Here is a 17,779-nt window from a genome sequence, read left to right on the forward strand (position 1 = left end):
GTCTTGTGGTCTGTACCCTTTAGCCTAAACAATCTAAATATTCCTAACCCTGATTTATGAAACGATTAGCTCTACACTGGCAGATTTTGATTGGTATGGTTGCCGGTATTGCCGCCGGATATTTACTCTCCTCCTTTACCTGGGGGGGCCGGTTTGTCATTGACTGGGTCAAGCCGTTTGGTACCATTTTCATCAATTTGCTGAAGCTGATCGCTATACCACTCATTGTATCTTCGCTCATCAAAGGAGTATCTGATCTGCAGGATATCCGTCAGTTGTCCCGCCTGGGTACCCGTACCATCGGAATGTACCTGATTACGACCATAGTTGCTATCACCATAGGGTTGCTGGTGGTGAATCTGATCAATCCTGGGAGCTTTATTCAGGAGTCCACCCGTACGGAGCTGATGGGAAGTTTTGGTGCCAACGCGGATCAAAGCATGTCCGCTGCCGCGGCCAGTAAAAACCGGGGGCCGCTCACGGCGCTGGTGGAGGTAGTACCTGATAATATCATCGGGGCGGCGGGCTCCAACGGCAATATGCTGCAGGTAATCTTCTTCGTGGTATTTTTCGGCATTGGGCTTATCCTTATAGACACCGAAAAGGCGGAGCCGGTCAAGCGTTTTTTTGATGGTGTCAATGAGGTTATCCTCAAAATGATCGACCTGATCATGCTCATCGCTCCCATCGGAGTATTCGCTCTGCTGGCGGCCCTGGTGGCGGAGTCGCCTTCACCCGATATATTTAAGGCGCTGGGGGTATATGCCCTGACGGTGCTGATTGGTCTGGCGGCGCTTATCTTCCTGTTTTACCCCACGCTGGTTCGGCTATTTGCGGGGGTATCGTATGGCCGGTTTTTTCAGGGGATGGGGCCGGCCCAGCTCCTGGCCTTTTCCACGAGTTCCAGCGCGGCTACCCTGCCCGTGACCATGGAGCGGGTAGAGGAGCACATTGGGGTGGAGAAAGAAATAACGTCGTTTGTACTGCCGGTAGGAGCTACCATCAACATGGATGGTACCAGCCTGTACCAGGCCGTGGCGGCGGTATTCATCTCGCAGGCCTTTGGGGATGATGTCACGATCATGGAGCAGCTCACCATAGTACTTACGGCCCTGCTGGCTTCCATCGGCACGGCCGCTGTGCCGGGAGCAGGTATCCTGATGCTGGTGATTGTGCTGGAGTCTATTGGGGTCAATCCGGCCGGTATAGCTCTGATACTAGCCATTGATCGTCCGCTGGATATGTGCCGCACCGTAGTGAACATTACGAGTGACGCCACAGTAGCGATCATAGTAGGCAAAAGCCTCGGCAAACTCACCCAGCCGCATCCCAAAAACTGGGATGATAACCTATGAAATTTCAACTATTTGTCTTAACAATTGTATTATTCTGTAGTTAAGTTGGCTTACGTAAGTAATTGTTAGTAAGCGGGGCTAGGTCTGCTTTTATCTTTCCTGTTTTTTTCTATGTTTGCTAATTGTAACAGAAATTGTAGCCTCCCTTTACTAATCGTATGAAGAAAAATTTGCTGCTCCTCAACTGGGGGCTGATTTCAGTAGCCGCCCTGGCTACAGTACTAAGTGAATACGGTATACTCGCGATTGCGGACCCGGTTTTGCTTTCGTTGCGATGGCTGGCGCTGGCAGGTCTGCTGGTGTATGCTTTCATAAAGAAAAACCTGACTACCTCTATTCTGGTAGCTATGTTGATCGGGACCGAGGTTGGCTACGATTTCCCCGAACTGGCTACGAACCTCCGCTTCCTGCGTCAGATATTCCTGCAGATGATCAAGACGATCATCGCTCCGCTGCTGTTCGCTACGTTGGTAGCGGGTATAGCTGGCCACTCGGACCTGAAGCAGGTCGGGCGCATGGGTTGGAAATCCCTGCTGTACTTTGAAGTAGTTACGACCATTGCCCTGTTTATCGGGCTGATATTTGCCAACTGGTTTAAGCCCGGTGAAGGTATCATTCCGCCGGCTGCATTGAACGAAGCACTTCCCAAGGTAGAGCAGCAGGGCTGGCAGAGTATCATTACACACTCTTTCCCCGAGAATATCGCTAAGTCGATCTATAATGGTGAGGTACTGCAGATCGTAGTATTCAGTGTCCTGTTTGGTGTGGCGCTGGCTATGCTACCGGAAGAGAAAAAGAAGAAGTTTGTAGGTGGCGTAGAGCTCCTGGCTGAGGTGATGTTTAAGTTCACCAAGATCGTGATGCTGTTTGCTCCGATCGGGGTTGGAGCCGCCATTGCTGAAACCGTAGGCCACATGGGTATTGATGTACTTAAGAACCTGGCTATGCTGCTGGCGACGTTGTACTGCGCGCTGTTGGCCTTCCTGGGACTGGTACTGGTACCGGTGGCACTATTTGCCCGAATTCCCATTATCAAGTTTGCCAAGAATATCGCCGAGCCCGTGTCCATTGCCTTTGCTACCACTAGCTCGGAGTCGGCTCTGCCCAAGGCTATGGAGCGGATGGAAAAATTCGGGGTACCTCGTCAGATCGTATCCTTCGTAATGCCTACCGGCTACAGCTTCAACCTCGACGGATCTACCCTGTACTTGGCCTTGGCTACCATATTTGTGGCCCAGGCGTCGGGTACCAACTTCCCGATCAGTGAGCAGGTTGCCATGGTGTTCCTGCTTATGCTGACCAGTAAAGGCGTGGCCGGTATACCGCGTGCTACGCTAGTAATCCTACTGGGAGCGGTAGCTAACTTCGGATTACCTGAGTGGCCCGTACTACTGATCATGGGTATCGACGAGCTGATGGATATGGCCCGTACCTCGGTAAATGTAATAGGTAACTGCTTAGCTACGGGAGTGATTGCCCGCTGGGAAGGGGAACTGGATGACGCCAAAATGCAGGCTTCTGATCAGATCCCTGCCAATGGTGTAGTGCAGGAACTGGAACAGGCAGATCAGATCTAATCATATAGTATAGATATAGTATAACTCCCGGCCAGCTACTGGTCGGGAGTTTTTATTTAAACTTTAAAAGCTTTTCTATAGATAGGTTTACGGTACGCAAATTGTGCCCATAAGATAGGGTACATCAGGTAGTCGAGTATAGTAAAAGGAGTACGGTACTCTATTTCGTCGGCTATGACTGTACCAGTATTATCACGCAACAGCCGGTGCTTGTGCCGCCAGTACGTCAGAAAGAACGGAAGCTTGATGCCCTTATCTATAAAGAATATCTCTTCCTGATCCGACTCCTGTTCAGTAATCAGGCTGGTCCACTGCTGCCGGAAGAGTAGGAAGTTGAGTTCTACACTTACAGTATCGCCTTTATGACTACCATCAAACCGCAGCAGCCGTACGGGTGGAAACGGGGGATTCAGTTTCAGGAACAGCGATTTGTCAAAGCCTTCCCAAACCTTACGGATGGGAGCCGACACGGGAGTATTGATATGGATCTTCATGTTTTTTAATGACCAGTAATCAGCGACTAGTAGTCATCATAGAGTTAAGTGTCGGTTACTAGTAACCGGTCAACATCCTGTGGGGGCAAAGAGTTTAGCGATATCCGATATTAATGAATAGGTTTTTCTTCTGTACTGTCCCGGCGTCTGGGGTGCATGGGGTTAGGCATAGGTGCCATCCGCTCCTGAAGCTGTGGAGCTGGCTGTGGGAAGGCACCCGGCATGGGTTCCACCATTTTTGGACGCAGGATGGGCATGTTGTCCCATTCGGAGTAGGTAATTTGGCTGGTGTCACGCTGGTTCAGCCAGGGCTTTTGACTGGGAGGTATATAACGGTACTGAAGTTCCGGTACGGAATCCAGGGGCTGAATTCTGGGAGCGAAATCCGTCTGGGCCAGCAGTGAGCCTCCTGGTAGTAGTAGCCAAATGGTAAGTACAGCAAATCTCATCTTTTCGTCTTTCCTATAAAAGACACCGCTTTCTGGAAAATGTTGCACTATTTAGCTACAGAAACATTTAGACCAAAAATTATTAAAAAATATTATTAACTATTTTTATTATTGTAAAATATATTAGAAAAAGAAGATGTACACTGTATACGGAATCTCTAATTGCAACACGGTTAAGAAAGCGCTAACCTTGCTAAACGAACAGGGGGTAGCTTACCAGTTTCATGACTATAAGAAAAAGGGCATCACCGCCGAAAAACTAGACAACTGGCTCAGGCAGGAGCCCTGGGAGAAGCTGGTTAACCGAGCGGGTACCACCTGGCGACAACTATCGGATGCTGAAAAGGCCGAGGCGGGTAGTAAGGAGGGAGCCACTAAGCTGATGCTCCAGAAAACCTCGGTGATCAAGCGTCCCCTGATCGAAGATGAAAGCGGTACTATTGTAGCGCTGGGATTTTCGGAAGAAGCCTACGGTGAAGCTTTACAGAAATAATGAATCTAGTACCTGATATTCCTAACCCTTTACACGATTTTACGTATCTGACTATCCAATGACCCGTACCTTTAAACAAATTGCCCTTTTAGTAGCCTTTGTAGCACTGGCCGGCTGTTCGAGCCTGTCACGAACTGCTTCTACCAGTAGTAAATCTGCGCCTAAGAATTTCATGGTGATAGGCTACTACACTCCCGGATCTGCCTCTCCGGAGAGCATACCCATGGACCTGCTCACGCATGTAAACTATTCGTTTGCCATACCGGCTCCAACGGGTGATACCCTCATTCCGCTCAAAGATGATTCCATCCTGAAGCGCCTCGTCAAACATGTACACGACAACCGCAAGCAGGTGTTTATCTCCATCGGAGGCTGGGGCATCGGTGACGGTGGGGGAGAAGACGGCCGTTTTCACCGGATGGCCGAGCGCCCCGAAGGCCGTCGTGCCTTTATCGAAAGTACCATGCAGTTTGTGCGGAAGTACAACCTGGACGGAGTGGACCTGGACTGGGAGTACCCCGATGAGGACCATCCTTCGGCCGACCACTACGTAGCGCTGGTACGGGACCTGAGTAAGCAACTGCACGCCGAAGGTAAGAAGCTGACGGCTGCGGTGGTGTCTTACGGCAAGAAAGGCTACGGGATTAAGAAAGAAGCCTTCGATGCCATGGACTGGCTCAACCTGATGGCCTACGACGACGATTACAGCAAAGACTACCTGGCTGCTCACTCTCCCTACGTACTGGCTATGCAGAGTCTCGACTACTGGATCAAGGAGCGGGGGCTACCGGCTTCCAAAGCGGTACTGGGCTTACCTTTCTACGCTAAGAAAGGATTTGGACAGTACGGTCCCGGCTACAAACAGCTCCTGGCCGACGGCGCCAGCGCCTACGATGACTACTGGAAAGGCTCGTTCTACAACGGTATCGTTACAACCGAGGCTAAAACTCGCTTGGCTATTGAGCGGGGCTGTCCGGGTGTAATGATCTGGGAGATTGGCTTAGATGTCAACGACGACCGCTCTCTGCTGCGGGCTATCAACCGCGCCAAGGGAGGAAAATAATCTCTTAAATACTTCTTGATAAATCAGGATAGTGGTGGTTTTTGGGCCACCACTACTATTTTACGGCCATCGGCCAGCGTCGTAGCAAACAGGTACTGGTCACCCCCCTCTTTTATTTTCCACTTCTTGCGGAGGTCCTGTATGGTAGCCGGAAAGTTGCGCAGCGTAAGGTTGGCCTTGCCTTTGGGCAGGTAGGCGTGCAGATCACGGGCATCGGGCTTACAAACCGCCACTACGGCAAATCCCCGGCCGGGGAAGTCCGGTAGCCAGGTATCCGAAGTATAGAGGTGACTGCTGGGGGCTAACTTTGTAAGGCCAAAGCGGCTGGCTACACTGCGGAATGCCCCTGCTTTGAGTAAGGCCGCGTGGGGTTCGTACAGGTAGCTCATGGGGTCTCCCCACTGTACCTCCGCCTGCGCTTCTTCGGTTCGGGTAAAGTCAAGTCCGGAGGCAGTACTGCCTCCGGCATTCAGGATACGTACCTTCACCGTCGGCTCATGCGTAGATGGAGTATCGGTCGTGATCAGGTACAGTACTTCCTTGCATTCACTTTCCAGACCTATCACATGTACCTCCTGTACTCCCCGCAGCTCTTTGACCGACAGGTCAATGTCCAGCAGGGGCGAGGTTTTGACCAGGAGGTGGGGGGCGCACCGCAGCAATAGGGGCAGCGCCGTGACAATATCCGGTGTACAGTCGGCGAGGCGTACGACCTTGCGCTGCTGCTCGTCACGTCGGGCTGGATCGGCGTAAATCCAGTCGGCCGGGAGGGGGTGCTGGCTGAGGGCCGAGAGGGCTTCTTCGTTTCGGATGGTAATGCTGTCCGCTCCCAGTACCTTCAGGTTATAAGCCGCCGACCGGGCTACTTCGGCCTGCTGCTCAAAGTAGGTAGTATGCGCAAAGGACTGGCTCATGTAGTAACAATCCACGCCCATCCCTCCGGTGATATCGATGAGGTGCCTGCCGGCAAGGTGCTGACCGGCTACCAGTCCGGCTTTGTAGCGGGCCGTAGCCTGCGACGAGCCCTGCTCTACCGACAGCGGCGGCGGGAATAGCAACTGCTCATTGCAGTACCACTCGGGAAGCTTGTAACGAGCCTTTTGGCGGGCGGCTATCTGCTTTACTACCTTCGGTATGTCCAGGTCTTGAGTGGAGCGGTGTTTCAGCAGCAGTGTAGCCACGTCATCCTGAATATGCTCCAGTACAAAGTTCTGTTCGGCTTCTGTCAGGCCGGTTGAGCCAGTTCCCTCGGGTGTTGATGGATTTGTCATGCCTCAAAAATAACGGGTGGCGGCTTATATGTCACTCTTAGGCCTGCATCTGGAGAACAGATCAGCCACAAAAGTGCTTTTACACTCTATAAATCACTATTTTTTAGTCATCCGTTCGGATAAGTTAGGGGTAAGAGTCAGTATAAATGGTCACTTGTCCAATTTTAATAGCATACACTCTTACTTCAATCCCTACTTTTTTAGATCTATGGATGACAAAGTGCAGAAGGCACAACGCTATTGGAAAGAAAACCTTACCTACCTCGGTATTTTATTATCAATCTGGTTTCTTGTATCCTACGGGGCCGGCATCCTCTTCGCTGATGCGCTCAATCAGTTCCGGCTGGGGGGCTTCAAGCTGGGCTTCTGGTTTGCGCAGCAGGGCTCCATTTACATCTTTGTCGTGCTGATCTTCGTGTACGTGTACCTGATGAACAAGCTCGACAAAAAATACGGATACGACCAAGAATAAATCTTCCTCTTTCCATTCCTTCAACTCATCCTGTTTATGGACGTCAAAATCTGGACTTATATTATCGTAGGGCTTTCGTTTGCCCTGTACATAGGTATTGCCATCTGGTCGCGGGCGGGCTCTACCAAGGAGTTTTATGTGGCGGGTGGAGGGGTATCTCCATTGGCCAACGGTATGGCTACCGCTGCCGACTGGATGTCCGCCGCTTCGTTTATCTCAATGGCGGGTATTATCTCCTTCATGGGCTACGACGGAGCTGTATACCTCATGGGCTGGACGGGCGGCTACGTATTGCTGGCCCTGCTGCTGGCGCCCTACCTACGCAAGTTTGGTAAGTTTACGGTACCCGACTTTATTGGTGACCGTTACTACTCCAAGAGCGCCCGCTCGGTGGCAGTAGTCTGCGCCCTGCTGGTGTCATTTACCTACGTAGCCGGGCAGATGCGCGGCGTAGGCGTGGTGTTCTCCCGCTTCCTGGAAGTAGATATTAATACGGGGGTCGTGATCGGGATGATCATCGTACTCTTTTACGCCGTACTTGGTGGGATGAAGGGAATTACCTACACCCAGGTAGCCCAGTACTGCGTCCTGATTTTTGCCTTTATGGTACCGGCTATCTTCATCTCAATTCAAATGACGGGTAACCCCATTCCCCAGTTTGGGATGGGTGGTACTCTGGCCGATGGCTCAGGTACCTACCTGATGGATAAGCTCGATGGCCTGTCTACCGAGCTGGGTTTTGCTGAATATACACGCGGTACCAAGTCTGTGATCGATGTATTTGCGATTACGCTGGCCCTGATGGTAGGTACGGCCGGGCTACCGCACGTGATCGTTCGCTTCTTTACGGTAAAAAGGGTAAAAGATGCCCGCATGTCCGCGGGACTGGCCCTGCTCTTCATCGCCATCCTGTACACTGCCGCACCCGCGGTATCGGTCTTTGCCCGTACTAACCTGATCGAAACGGTGCGGGACCGGCCCTACACGGAGGTACCTCAGTGGTTTAGTAACTGGGAGAAAACGGGTCTGCTGGTATTTGACGATAAAAATGGCGACGGACGCATCCAGTACGTAGCCGACAAGGCCCAGAACGAGCTGACGATCGACAACGACATCATGGTACTGGCCAATCCCGAGATTGCCAATCTGCCCAACTGGGTTATCGCGCTGGTAGCCGCCGGAGGATTGGCCGCGGCCCTGTCTACGGCCGCTGGTCTGCTGCTGGTGATTTCTTCCTCTGTCTCGCATGATCTGATCAAGAAGATGATCAAGCCTGATATTAGTGAGAAAAGTGAGCTGATTGCGGCCCGCCTGTCGGCCGTGGTGGCGGTGTGCGTGGCCGGGTACTTTGGTATCAATCCACCGGGTTTTGTGGCGGCGGTAGTAGCCCTGGCCTTTGGACTGGCGGCGGCTTCGTTCTTTCCGGCTATTATACTGGGGATATTCTATAAGCGAATGAATAAGGAAGGAGCCGTGGCCGGGATGGTCGTAGGAATAGCGCTGATGCTGTACTACATGGTAAAGTACAAAATGGGCTGGCTGGATGCTACCTTACCTACCAAAGACGAATGGTGGTTTGGCATATCGCCGGAGGGCTTCGGCTCCGTGGCTATGCTGGTAAATTTTGTAGTTGCAATAGCCGTTAACTCCTTTACACCTGCTCCTCCGGAAGATGTACAGCAGATTGTAGAGGATATTCGGTTGCCCATGGGAGCAGGTGAAGCGGTGGCGCATTAATGAAAAGTACTTTTCTTTTTTAACTTTGCACATACTGTCTAGAGCAGTCACCCAGCTATTCATTAACCCTTAGTAAATATCATGAAAATACAAACTTTTGAAGAGTACCAGAGTGCATATAAACAAAGCGTAGAAGATCCGGAGGGATTCTGGGCGGAGGTAGCGCAGCAGTTTCAGTGGCGTAAACCCTGGAAAAAAGTACTGGAGTGGAATTTTAAAGAGCCGAACATAAAATGGTTTGTCGGCGGGAAGCTCAATATAACCGAAAACGCGCTGGATCGCCACCTCAAGGAGCGGGGTGACCAGCCGGCCATTATCTGGGAACCCAACGATCCGGGCGACCGCCCCGTTACGATCACCTACCGCAACCTGTTTGACCGGGTATGTCGGTTTGCTAACGTACTCCGCAAATACGGTGTCCAAAAAGGTGACCGGGTTTGTATTTATCTGCCGATGGTACCCGAGCTGGCCATTGCCGTGCTGGCCTGTGCCCGTATCGGAGCCGTTCATTCGGTAGTATTCGGAGGCTTTTCGGCCCGCTCCATTGCCGACCGGATCAACGATGCTGGCTGTACCATGGTCATTACGTCTGATGGAGCCTACCGGGGTTCGAAGGTAATCCCCATGAAAGAGACCGTAGATGACGCGCTTGAGCGCTGCCCAACGGTAGAGAACGTGATCGTAATGACCCGTACCCGTACGCCGGTATCTATGCTGAAAGGCCGCGACCACTGGTGGGAGGAAGAAGTAAAACACGTGGAGGTAGATTGCGTAGCCGCGGAAATGGATGCCGAGGACATGCTCTTTATCCTCTATACATCCGGCTCTACGGGTAAGCCCAAAGGGGTAGTACATACCTGCGGGGGCTACATGGTGTACGCTACTTATACCTTTACGAATGTATTCCAGTACGAGCCGGGAGAGATCCATTTCTGTACGGCCGATATCGGCTGGATTACGGGTCATAGCTACATTGTGTACGGTCCTCTTTGCGCCGGAGCTACTTCGCTGATGTTCGAAGGAGTACCTACCTGGCCGGATGCCGGTCGCCTGTGGCAGATCGCCGACAAGCACAAAGTTGATATCTTGTATACGGCTCCTACGGCCATTCGCTCGCTGATGAGCTTCGGTCTGCAGTACGTCAAAGACTATAACCTGGGATCAATCAAGAAACTGGGATCGGTAGGGGAGCCTATCAACGCCGAAGCCTGGCACTGGTTCAAGCAGAACATCGGTAAAGGCAAGGCACCGCTGGTAGATACCTGGTGGCAGACCGAAACGGGAGGTATCATGATATCGTCGCTGGCGGGTGTTACTCCCGAAAAAGCTACCTATGCTACGCTGCCGCTGCCGGGTATACAGCCCGTACTGGTGGATGAAAACGGGCAGGAAATAGAAGGTAATGGTGTGAGTGGTAACCTGTGTATCAAGTTTCCGTGGCCGGGTATTATCCGTACTACCTATGGCGACCATGAGCGCTGCCGCCAGACCTACTTCTCTACCTACGAGAATATGTACTTCACGGGGGATGGCTGTCTGCGCGATGAGGATGGATACTACCGTATAACCGGCCGGGTGGATGACGTGATCAACGTATCGGGTCACCGCATCGGTACGGCTGAGGTTGAGAATGCCATCAATATGCACCTGGGCGTGGTGGAGTCAGCGGTAGTAGGGTACCCGCACGACATTAAAGGGCAGGGTATATACGCCTACGTTATTACAGAGACAAAGCCCGAAGATGCTGAATCCCTACGTAAGGATATTGCCGCTACCGTAACGCGCATTATTGGACCCATCGCCAGACCTGACAAGATGCAGTTTGTGACCGGCTTGCCCAAGACACGTTCCGGAAAGATCATGCGCCGTATCCTACGAAAAGTAGCCGAAGGCGATACTTCCAACATGGGCGATACGTCCACACTGCTTGATCCGGGTATTGTGGATGAGATCCGGGAAGGAGCTTTGTAAGTAGTTGCAGAACGCTTATATAGTCAACACCCAGAGGGACGGTAGTACTACCGTCCCTCTTCTGGTATCTGAGCTTTTTCGTCTTTTTCTTTGCGGAGCCGCTTGAATGGGTCATACTTGATGTTTACTTCTCCTCCTTCGTCCACCGCCCTCAGAAATACGTTCATCCCTTTCATATACTCCATGTCGTGCTGAGCGAGCTGGTAGGTAGAGTCCCGCTTTTTTAGGTTCTGAAGGGGAAGCTGTATGCTAAGGTCCGTTTTCTTGCCGAAGCTGTATATCCCGTTTACGAATAGGGTAAGTACGTTAGATTCAATCTCCATCTCCTGAATTTCAATTTCCTGCCCTTTCAGCACAAACTGCTTCCGGATGGGGGCAAACCTGACATGGTCAAAGTTGCGGCTTTTGAATAGGAGATTTTTGATTTTGAGAAATGGCTCAAACTGCTTGACTTCGGCCCCAGTCAGCGCTATGTCCAGCTTCCCCCGCATGGACTCAGGCAGGAGACCCGCCTTATCGGTCAGGCTGGACTCGAATACAAAATCTGCGTCCAGCTTTCCCTGAATGTTCTGATCCGTAATAGCCTTCTGACCAAAGTTATTTAAGGAGTAAAATACGGATTGCACGTCGGTATTAGTGAGTTTCCCCTGTGCATGCAGGAAGGGTAGTCCGGTTGTACTAATGTTGTTAATATAGCCCGCTACCTTCAGGCTACCCCCAAAGGCATTCATCGAAATATCATTCAGGCTCACCTTTGTATCCGTCAGCGTCATTTTACCGCGTATCTGCTGAGCCGAAAAACGCTTGTACCGGGCCTTATTTGATTCCAGCGTGGCTACTACTTCGGTTTGATCTATTACTTTATCAAGTACTTGTGACAACCTGAATCCGGAGGGCGCGAGTGGTTGCTCGGTTGATTTTTTCTTCAGAAAGAAGTCAAGCCAGGCCAGTTCCCAGTCCGGGATCTTAACGTGCAGATTGGCTTTGGGAGTAATGGGAGCACCCATGATCTGAGTCAGCAGGTCGGCAGCATTTCCAGAGACAAAGTAGGTATTCTTTCCATCAGAAAATCGCAGATCTTTGCTTTGTAGCTCATCTTCATCAATGGAGATGGTACCCTTGATACTGCTCAGATTTACATTCTGGGGCAGGTAGGCAAAGGCTACATTGTTCATAATGATCTTTCCGGCCAGCTTGCCGGTGGGGCGGTTGGTTGTCTTGTCGTAGTAGGAAAGCAGGTCGCCCTGGTAGCGAAATCCCACACTAATGGAGCCACTCCGGACCCGATAGCGGCTGGGGTCGAGCAGGGCATTCAGCGCAGCCGGACTAGCCTGTAGTGAGCTTTCGATGACTGTCTTTATATCCTTAAAGTCTTTGACAATGATACTGCCTTCCAGCGGAATTGATTCAAAGTACCCTCTGACCTGAGTACCCGTCAGGCGCGAGTTGGCATCACCTACCGGGCGTGACAGGTCCGCCTGGTTCGTAAAAGTACCTTTTGCTTTTAGTTTCCGGAGCTTGCCAATCGGTAGGTTATAATCAAAAAGACCCGACTCGTAGGCAATCTCTACCCGGGGAGTACCTGGGCCCATTTCTCCGTCCAGATGTACTTTGGCCTTTACCACCGGTAGTATTTTTACCCGGGTCACCATCTTTTCAATGTAGCCGGGTAATAGTTTGAGTGCGGTGGGAAGGGCAATGGTATCGGTAGTGAAATCTGCTTTTACTTTTCCCGGCTTCTGGGCCAGGTCAAGGTGCCCCGATAGCTGTATGGGATGTCCCGAAGCAATCAGAAGCTCGGAGGGATGGACGATCAACTGGCGGTTTGACTGATTATAAGCAAAAGAAAGCTGGAGGCTGGTTTCCTGCTTTTTTAGAAAAGAGCCTTTTTTGGGGGAGAAGGTAAGGCCTTCGAAGTATATGTCCCCCTCGGTGGTGCCATTCCAGACCGAGTCTTTCCGCATCAGCCGGGAGCTGACATCACGTAGCGTCCCACCAAAATATTTTTCTTTGAGTGAGTCGGCGTAGGAAAGGCTAAAGTTCTCGAAGGACAGATTACTGATACCGCCGAAGAAGTCGGTGGAGGACATTTTCTGCGTCTTTTTTCGGTTGGATTTGCCCGAAGTGATGACGGACAGGTTTGAGTAGCCATCTTTGCGTGTAAATATGGTAGCCTTCCCATCTTCAACGGCCAGACTCTTTACCTTCACCCGACGGCTCATAAACTCCCTTATATCCAGGGTTACATTCAGGCGGTGGGCCTGCAGCAGATGTACTTTGTGAGCAGGGTATAGGGTATCATCTAAAGTGACGTTGTGCAGCGAAAACGTAAATCCTACTCCACTCCGCAGGGGAGCGAATGTAAACTTGCTGGCTTCCAACTGCCCGTCAATATTCTCATTGATATACTCTTTGATTTGTTCAAAGACCTCATCCTGGTTTCTCCACGCCCATACACTTATTCCGCCGATGAGCAGAAAGAGACTCAGGGCTACCAGTGCGAAGCCTTTTAACAATTTCGAATACATATAAGTAAGAAGTAATCCGGGAGGCGACAGCTTATAGGAGGCTATACATCATCCACTCAGGAACAGCCTGATCTTCATACCCAAAGCGGGTATCTGATGTATTATTACAAAACTGTGCCACTCCGCCGGATACTTCTAGGGTGGCCTCATAGTGGCGTTGTGAAAACAGTCAGCACTTTGTCGGCTGTAGATGTTGATGAAGTTGAGAAAGCTGCCTTAGATTTGTACAATTATTTCCCCAATGTAAGTGGACCGTTAGATCAAACGAAAAAAGGAGTACTCTCACCGTTGAGAGTACTCCTTTTTTTATATCAAATCTGTAAATGATTTACCGTCGGGGACTGATGGTCACCTTATCCACTTCGCAGCCACAGCCCTTGCCGCAGCCACTACTATTGCGACGGTCCAGCGACTTCCAGGTACGCCAGCCCAGGTAGCCCAGGGCAACCACAAAAATCAGGATAACTATGATCTGCTGAGTCATGGATAGGTAATGGTCAATTGATATTAGACAAACACACTTAAGCCTACCAATTGTTCCGCTTAGCTAGCTGATAAGCATGCTGATAATGGTGCTCACTGTGCCAGGCATACATGGCGATGTACTCATCCATCCGTACGGTCTGTTTGCTGGCCGGATGGTAATAGGTACGGGCCAGACTGCTTTCATCCAGCGAGTTCAGGAGCAGTACCCATCGCAGGTGCAGGTATCGCAGGAGCTGGATGGAGTACTCGATGGAAGCGGTATGAGCGTCGGGAAGCTCTGCCCAAAGTCCTTCTTCGTAAGGCCTGATGGTGGGATTGTCTTCCGTAAGGGCCAGCCGCAGGCGGGTATAGGCGTTGATGTGGCTATCCGCAACGTGGTGAATCAACTGCCGGACGGTCCAGCCGTCGGGACGGTAGGGAGTATCCAGCTTGTGGTTATCCCAGCTACCCAGCAGATTGATGAACTTGGAGGGCAGGGCGCTTATGATCTGAATGTTGGCTTTGACTTCATCCAGCGAATAGCTGGCCTTGCCTCTAAACTGGCCGATCGGGTAGCGTAGTTGTTCGAGTTCCATGAGGAGTTGGTAGAGTAGTACGCCTAAAAATATTCTATTTCATCACCAAAAACAAAGAGCTGCCAAAGGGGGCGCTCGACAGGGCGGTTTCTTCCAGCTTCATGATACCCCGCAGCAGACCGTTGATAAGGTCGCCGGGATAGCTGACGTCCGAGTCTACCTCCTGGATATTGACCCGGCCCTGCCGGAGCTGGTACTGCTGCCACTGCCTGACGGCCAGGATGGGTACCGACAGCGCAAAGGGCCAATAGGTATGGCGCTGAATAGTCAGCCCTGCCTGCCCGGCGTATCGCTCGAAGTCGGCGTGCTGAAAGCGCCGGGAACTACCTACGGCTACGTCATGGGTGCCCGCAAACGCCTCAAACGCGTGGATATTGACCAGCAGCAGCCCTCCGGGGAGCAGGCGTTTGCGGATAGAAGTCAGCGCGTTTGTTATTTCTTCATCCGTCAGGAAGTACAGCGCATCGTTGCAGGTAATAACGTCGTAGTGCTCACTGGGCCGGAAGTCATCCACCCGCCGCAGATCGCCAAAGCTCACGTCTAGTCCGCGCTCCTGCGAAAAATCAATGGCATGGCGGGAGTAGTCGAAGCCGGTCAGGTGTGGGTAGCCTTGCTCGCGCAGGTAGGAGAGCAGCCCTCCGGTGCCACAGGCTGCATCCAGAATGCGGATGGAGCGGTTGTTCGGGCCAAACTGCCGCCGGATCTGCCGCAGGACCCGACCGTGCAGCGACTGGTACCACCACAGGCGGCGTTCTACGTCGTACATACGCTGGTACTCGAGCCTGTTGTCAATCATGGCGGTTCAAGTGGGTTTTCTTGATGATATACTGAGGCTGACCACTTTGGGCCATGAAGCTCTTGCCGATGTACTCGCCCAGTACACTCAGCAGGGTACATTGTATACCGCCAATCAGGATGAGTGTTGCCGTTACGACCTGCCAACCCTTTGGGTCGTTGGGACCTATCACCCACTGCCCAAACAGGAACAGCAGAAGCAGGCTCCCGAGCCCAACCAGGCTCAGCCCCACGGGCATAAACAGCCGGATGGGCAAGGCCGAGTAGCAGAACAGGATATTCAGAAACAACGAAATGAGCTTGCGCCACGTATAGCTTGACTCCCCCTGTTGCCGCTTCTGATGGCTTACCTGTACGGTACCTATGTTGCGCGTCACCCGAAAGATCAACCCATCGATGTAGGGGTAGGGGCCCTTGTAGTTGATGATCTCCTGCACTACGTCCTGCCGGATCAGCTTAAAGCTGGACAGGTACAGGCTCCTGGGTTTGTCGAGCAGGTAGCTGGTGAGCCAGTTGACAAGTCGGCTACCCCAGTTGCGGTAGGAAGCGTGTTCCTTTTTAGGGTAATAAGTATAAACCACATCATAATCACCTCGCGTGGCGGTATCTATCAGTTTGATGATTTCGGAGGGAGGATTCTGAAAATCGTCGTCAATCATGACGCAGTACTCGCCCCGGGCGTAGTTGAGGCCACACATCACGGCGTTAAACTCCCCAAAGTTGCGTCGCAGCGAGATGAACCGGATATTATGATGCAGCTCGGCCAGCCGGGTACATACTACTTCTGACCGGTCACGGCTGCCGTCATTGACCAGTACGATTTCAAAATCAACCCCGGCCAGCGCTTCCTGTAAGGTGTCGATCAGCGAGCCGATGGTACTCTCACTGTTATAGACCGGTATAATGACGGATAGCTGCATCAGGCTCTTTCAAACTGGTTAAGTACCTCAATCACCCGCTCCATCTCCGCGTCGGTCATGGCCGGGTTGAGGGGCAGGCTCAGCACCTGATTATGGATCTGCTCGGTAACCGGCAGGTGGAGGTGGTTGATAGCGGCATAGGCCGGTTGCTTGTGGATCGGCAGCGGATAGTGGATCTCGGTCAGGATGCCCTCACCCTGTAAGTACTCCCTAAGTCGCTGGCGGTCGGGGTGCCTGACCACAAACAGGTGCCAGGCATCGTCTTCCAGGCTATCGGCAGGGGGAAGCACCAGTCCCGGTACCCTGATCTCCTGAAGGTAGCGCCGGGCTATCTGCCGCCGGCGGTTATTGTCTTCATCCAGGTAGGGTAGTTTGATGTTCAGGATCGCAGCCTGTATCTCATCCAGACGGCTGTTGATGCCCTGGTATTCATTGTAGTACTTGACCCCTGAGCCGTAGTTGCGCAGGTACCTGATCTTTTCGGCCAGGACTGGATCGTGAGTAGTGATGGCTCCGGCATCGCCCAGGGCTCCCAGGTTTTTGGTGGGATAAAAACTAAACGCGGTGGCGTCGGCCAGGCTGCCGGCTGTCCGGCCCTGGTAGCGGGCGCCGTGGGCCTGGGCCGCATCGGCTATTATCTTAAGATTGTATTGTTGAGCCAGCGCCCGGATCGGCTCCATCTCACAGCAGCGGCCGTACAGGTCTACCGTCAGGATCGCGCAGGTCCTGTCAGTAATCTTTTCTTCTATTTGGGCGGGATCAATCAGCATAGTAACCGGATCGGGCTCTACCCATACAGGCACCAGCTGCAGATAACTCACGGGAAGCACCGAGGCTATATACGTGTTAGCCGGTACAATTACCTCGCTGCCCGGCTGAAAAGAGTAGGCCTGCAGGATCAGCTCGATGGCTTCCAGGCCGTTGGCTACGCCCAGGCAGTAGTCAGTACCACAGTAGCTGGCAAAATCCCGTTCAAAAGCCTGTAATTCTTTTCCTATGATGTACCAGCCCGACCGGAGTACCCGCAGGCTGGCCTCTTCTATGGCTGACTGGTGACGTTCATTAATACGCTTGAGGTCCAGAAATGGAATCATATATGAGGGGAGAACCGGGCAGGCCAGCCGTTAATCAAAAAAAGCTTTACTGGTGGTAGAAGGATAAGGCTCGTAGATGTAGTCGCTCTTGTCATAGTACTGGTTGGAAAGTACCAGCAGGATGGCTTCCTGGGAGAAAGCCTCCATGGTATGCCAGTCCTGGGGCTCAAGAATCAGACAGGTACTTGGCGTATCCAGGAGGTAGTTGCTCTCTTCCTGTCCATTGTTTACGTATACCTTGCAGTGCCCCTGCAGACAGATCAGCGCGTTCCAGGTTGTTTTGTGGCGGTGTCCGCCTCTGGGTATGTGCCCGGCTCCATAGATGTAAAATACGCGTCTGATGGGACCAGGGATAATATTTTCAAATACAGTAAGATTACCAGAATCGGCGGGGTAGGTATCTAGCTTTATACACTTGGGCATGGACATGTAAAATAGTGTCACTAACAAACAGTATGCATTGAACGGTAATAAAGCTTTACCCAATTCAGGGATCTAA

Annotated in this window: 17 protein-coding genes; 7 read left to right on the plus strand and 10 right to left on the minus strand. The window is 51.9% G+C overall.

Annotated elements, in window-relative coordinates; translation table 11 throughout:
* The first annotated feature begins 56 nt into the window (after nucleotides 1-56).
* On the plus strand, nucleotides 57-1,355 hold the full coding sequence (locus JUB14_RS11865) for a dicarboxylate/amino acid:cation symporter (protein ID WP_207506274.1): 1,299 nt from the start codon (nucleotides 57-59) through the stop codon (nucleotides 1,353-1,355).
* Between the two features lie 158 nt (nucleotides 1,356-1,513).
* A complete protein-coding gene (locus tag JUB14_RS11870) occupies nucleotides 1,514-2,932 on the plus strand; it encodes a dicarboxylate/amino acid:cation symporter (RefSeq protein WP_207506275.1) in 1,419 nt (472 codons plus the stop codon).
* A gap of 56 nt (nucleotides 2,933-2,988) precedes the next feature.
* On the opposite strand, the gene JUB14_RS11875 is transcribed toward JUB14_RS11870, so the two are convergent.
* Nucleotides 2,989-3,426, minus strand: coding sequence for an SRPBCC family protein (locus JUB14_RS11875; protein ID WP_207506276.1), 438 nt, complete (start codon nucleotides 3,424-3,426; stop codon nucleotides 2,989-2,991).
* A gap of 110 nt (nucleotides 3,427-3,536) precedes the next feature.
* Entirely contained in the window at nucleotides 3,537-3,875 is a 339-nt protein-coding gene (locus tag JUB14_RS11880) for a hypothetical protein (RefSeq protein WP_207506278.1), read from the minus strand.
* 136 nt (nucleotides 3,876-4,011) lie between these two features.
* Here JUB14_RS11880 and JUB14_RS11885 point away from each other — a divergent pair, with 136 nt between their 5' ends.
* Nucleotides 4,012-4,368, plus strand: coding sequence for a Spx/MgsR family RNA polymerase-binding regulatory protein (locus tag JUB14_RS11885; RefSeq protein ID WP_207506280.1), 357 nt, complete (start codon nucleotides 4,012-4,014; stop codon nucleotides 4,366-4,368).
* Nucleotides 4,369-4,426: 58 nt separating this feature from the next.
* Nucleotides 4,427-5,431 carry a glycoside hydrolase family 18 protein gene (locus tag JUB14_RS11890; RefSeq protein WP_207506282.1) on the plus strand — a complete coding sequence of 335 codons (1,005 nt, stop codon included), beginning with the start codon at nucleotides 4,427-4,429 and terminating at the stop codon, nucleotides 5,429-5,431.
* A gap of 23 nt (nucleotides 5,432-5,454) precedes the next feature.
* Here JUB14_RS11890 and JUB14_RS11895 read toward each other — a convergent pair whose 3' ends face one another.
* Nucleotides 5,455-6,702: a THUMP-like domain-containing protein gene (locus JUB14_RS11895; protein WP_207506284.1), complete on the minus strand. Its 1,248-nt coding sequence runs from the start codon at nucleotides 6,700-6,702 to the stop codon at nucleotides 5,455-5,457.
* Nucleotides 6,703-6,910: 208 nt separating this feature from the next.
* Here JUB14_RS11895 and JUB14_RS11900 point away from each other — a divergent pair, with 208 nt between their 5' ends.
* From JUB14_RS11900 to acs, 3 genes are all read left to right on the plus strand, one after another.
* Nucleotides 6,911-7,174, plus strand: a complete 264-nt coding sequence (locus tag JUB14_RS11900; RefSeq protein ID WP_207506286.1) for a DUF4212 domain-containing protein — start codon at nucleotides 6,911-6,913, stop codon at nucleotides 7,172-7,174.
* A 36-nt stretch (nucleotides 7,175-7,210) separates the two neighbouring features.
* On the plus strand, nucleotides 7,211-8,911 hold the full coding sequence (locus tag JUB14_RS11905) for a sodium:solute symporter family protein (protein ID WP_207506288.1): 1,701 nt from the start codon (nucleotides 7,211-7,213) through the stop codon (nucleotides 8,909-8,911).
* An 81-nt stretch (nucleotides 8,912-8,992) separates the two neighbouring features.
* Nucleotides 8,993-10,882, plus strand: a complete 1,890-nt coding sequence (gene acs, locus JUB14_RS11910; RefSeq protein ID WP_207506290.1) for an acetate--CoA ligase — start codon at nucleotides 8,993-8,995, stop codon at nucleotides 10,880-10,882.
* Nucleotides 10,883-10,929: 47 nt separating this feature from the next.
* Here acs and JUB14_RS11915 read toward each other — a convergent pair whose 3' ends face one another.
* From JUB14_RS11915 to JUB14_RS11945, 7 genes are all read right to left on the minus strand, one after another.
* Complete coding sequence (locus JUB14_RS11915) at nucleotides 10,930-13,410, minus strand: AsmA family protein (protein WP_207506292.1); 2,481 nt, start codon at nucleotides 13,408-13,410, stop codon at nucleotides 10,930-10,932.
* A 328-nt stretch (nucleotides 13,411-13,738) separates the two neighbouring features.
* The gene (locus JUB14_RS11920) at nucleotides 13,739-13,894 is read right to left on the minus strand and encodes a FeoB-associated Cys-rich membrane protein (RefSeq protein ID WP_207506295.1); all 156 of its coding nucleotides are present in this window, start codon (nucleotides 13,892-13,894) and stop codon (nucleotides 13,739-13,741) included.
* A 43-nt stretch (nucleotides 13,895-13,937) separates the two neighbouring features.
* Complete coding sequence (locus JUB14_RS11925; RefSeq protein ID WP_207506297.1) at nucleotides 13,938-14,471, minus strand: YfiT family bacillithiol transferase; 534 nt, start codon at nucleotides 14,469-14,471, stop codon at nucleotides 13,938-13,940.
* 34 nt (nucleotides 14,472-14,505) lie between these two features.
* Nucleotides 14,506-15,267, minus strand: coding sequence for a class I SAM-dependent methyltransferase (locus tag JUB14_RS11930; protein WP_207506299.1), 762 nt, complete (start codon nucleotides 15,265-15,267; stop codon nucleotides 14,506-14,508).
* Entirely contained in the window at nucleotides 15,260-16,186 is a 927-nt protein-coding gene (locus JUB14_RS11935; protein WP_207506301.1) for a glycosyltransferase family 2 protein, read from the minus strand. The genes JUB14_RS11930 and JUB14_RS11935 overlap by 8 nt, the downstream gene beginning before the upstream one ends.
* The gene (locus JUB14_RS11940) at nucleotides 16,186-17,280 is read right to left on the minus strand and encodes a DegT/DnrJ/EryC1/StrS family aminotransferase (protein WP_207506303.1); all 1,095 of its coding nucleotides are present in this window, start codon (nucleotides 17,278-17,280) and stop codon (nucleotides 16,186-16,188) included. The genes JUB14_RS11935 and JUB14_RS11940 overlap by 1 nt, the downstream gene beginning before the upstream one ends.
* Before the next feature lie 30 nt (nucleotides 17,281-17,310).
* A complete protein-coding gene (locus tag JUB14_RS11945) occupies nucleotides 17,311-17,703 on the minus strand; it encodes a sugar 3,4-ketoisomerase (RefSeq protein WP_207506305.1) in 393 nt (130 codons plus the stop codon).
* Nucleotides 17,704-17,779: the final 76 nt, after the last annotated feature.

This window comes from Telluribacter humicola, from assembly GCF_017355935.1.
Classification (GTDB): Bacteria; Bacteroidota; Bacteroidia; order Cytophagales; family Spirosomataceae; genus Telluribacter; species Telluribacter humicola.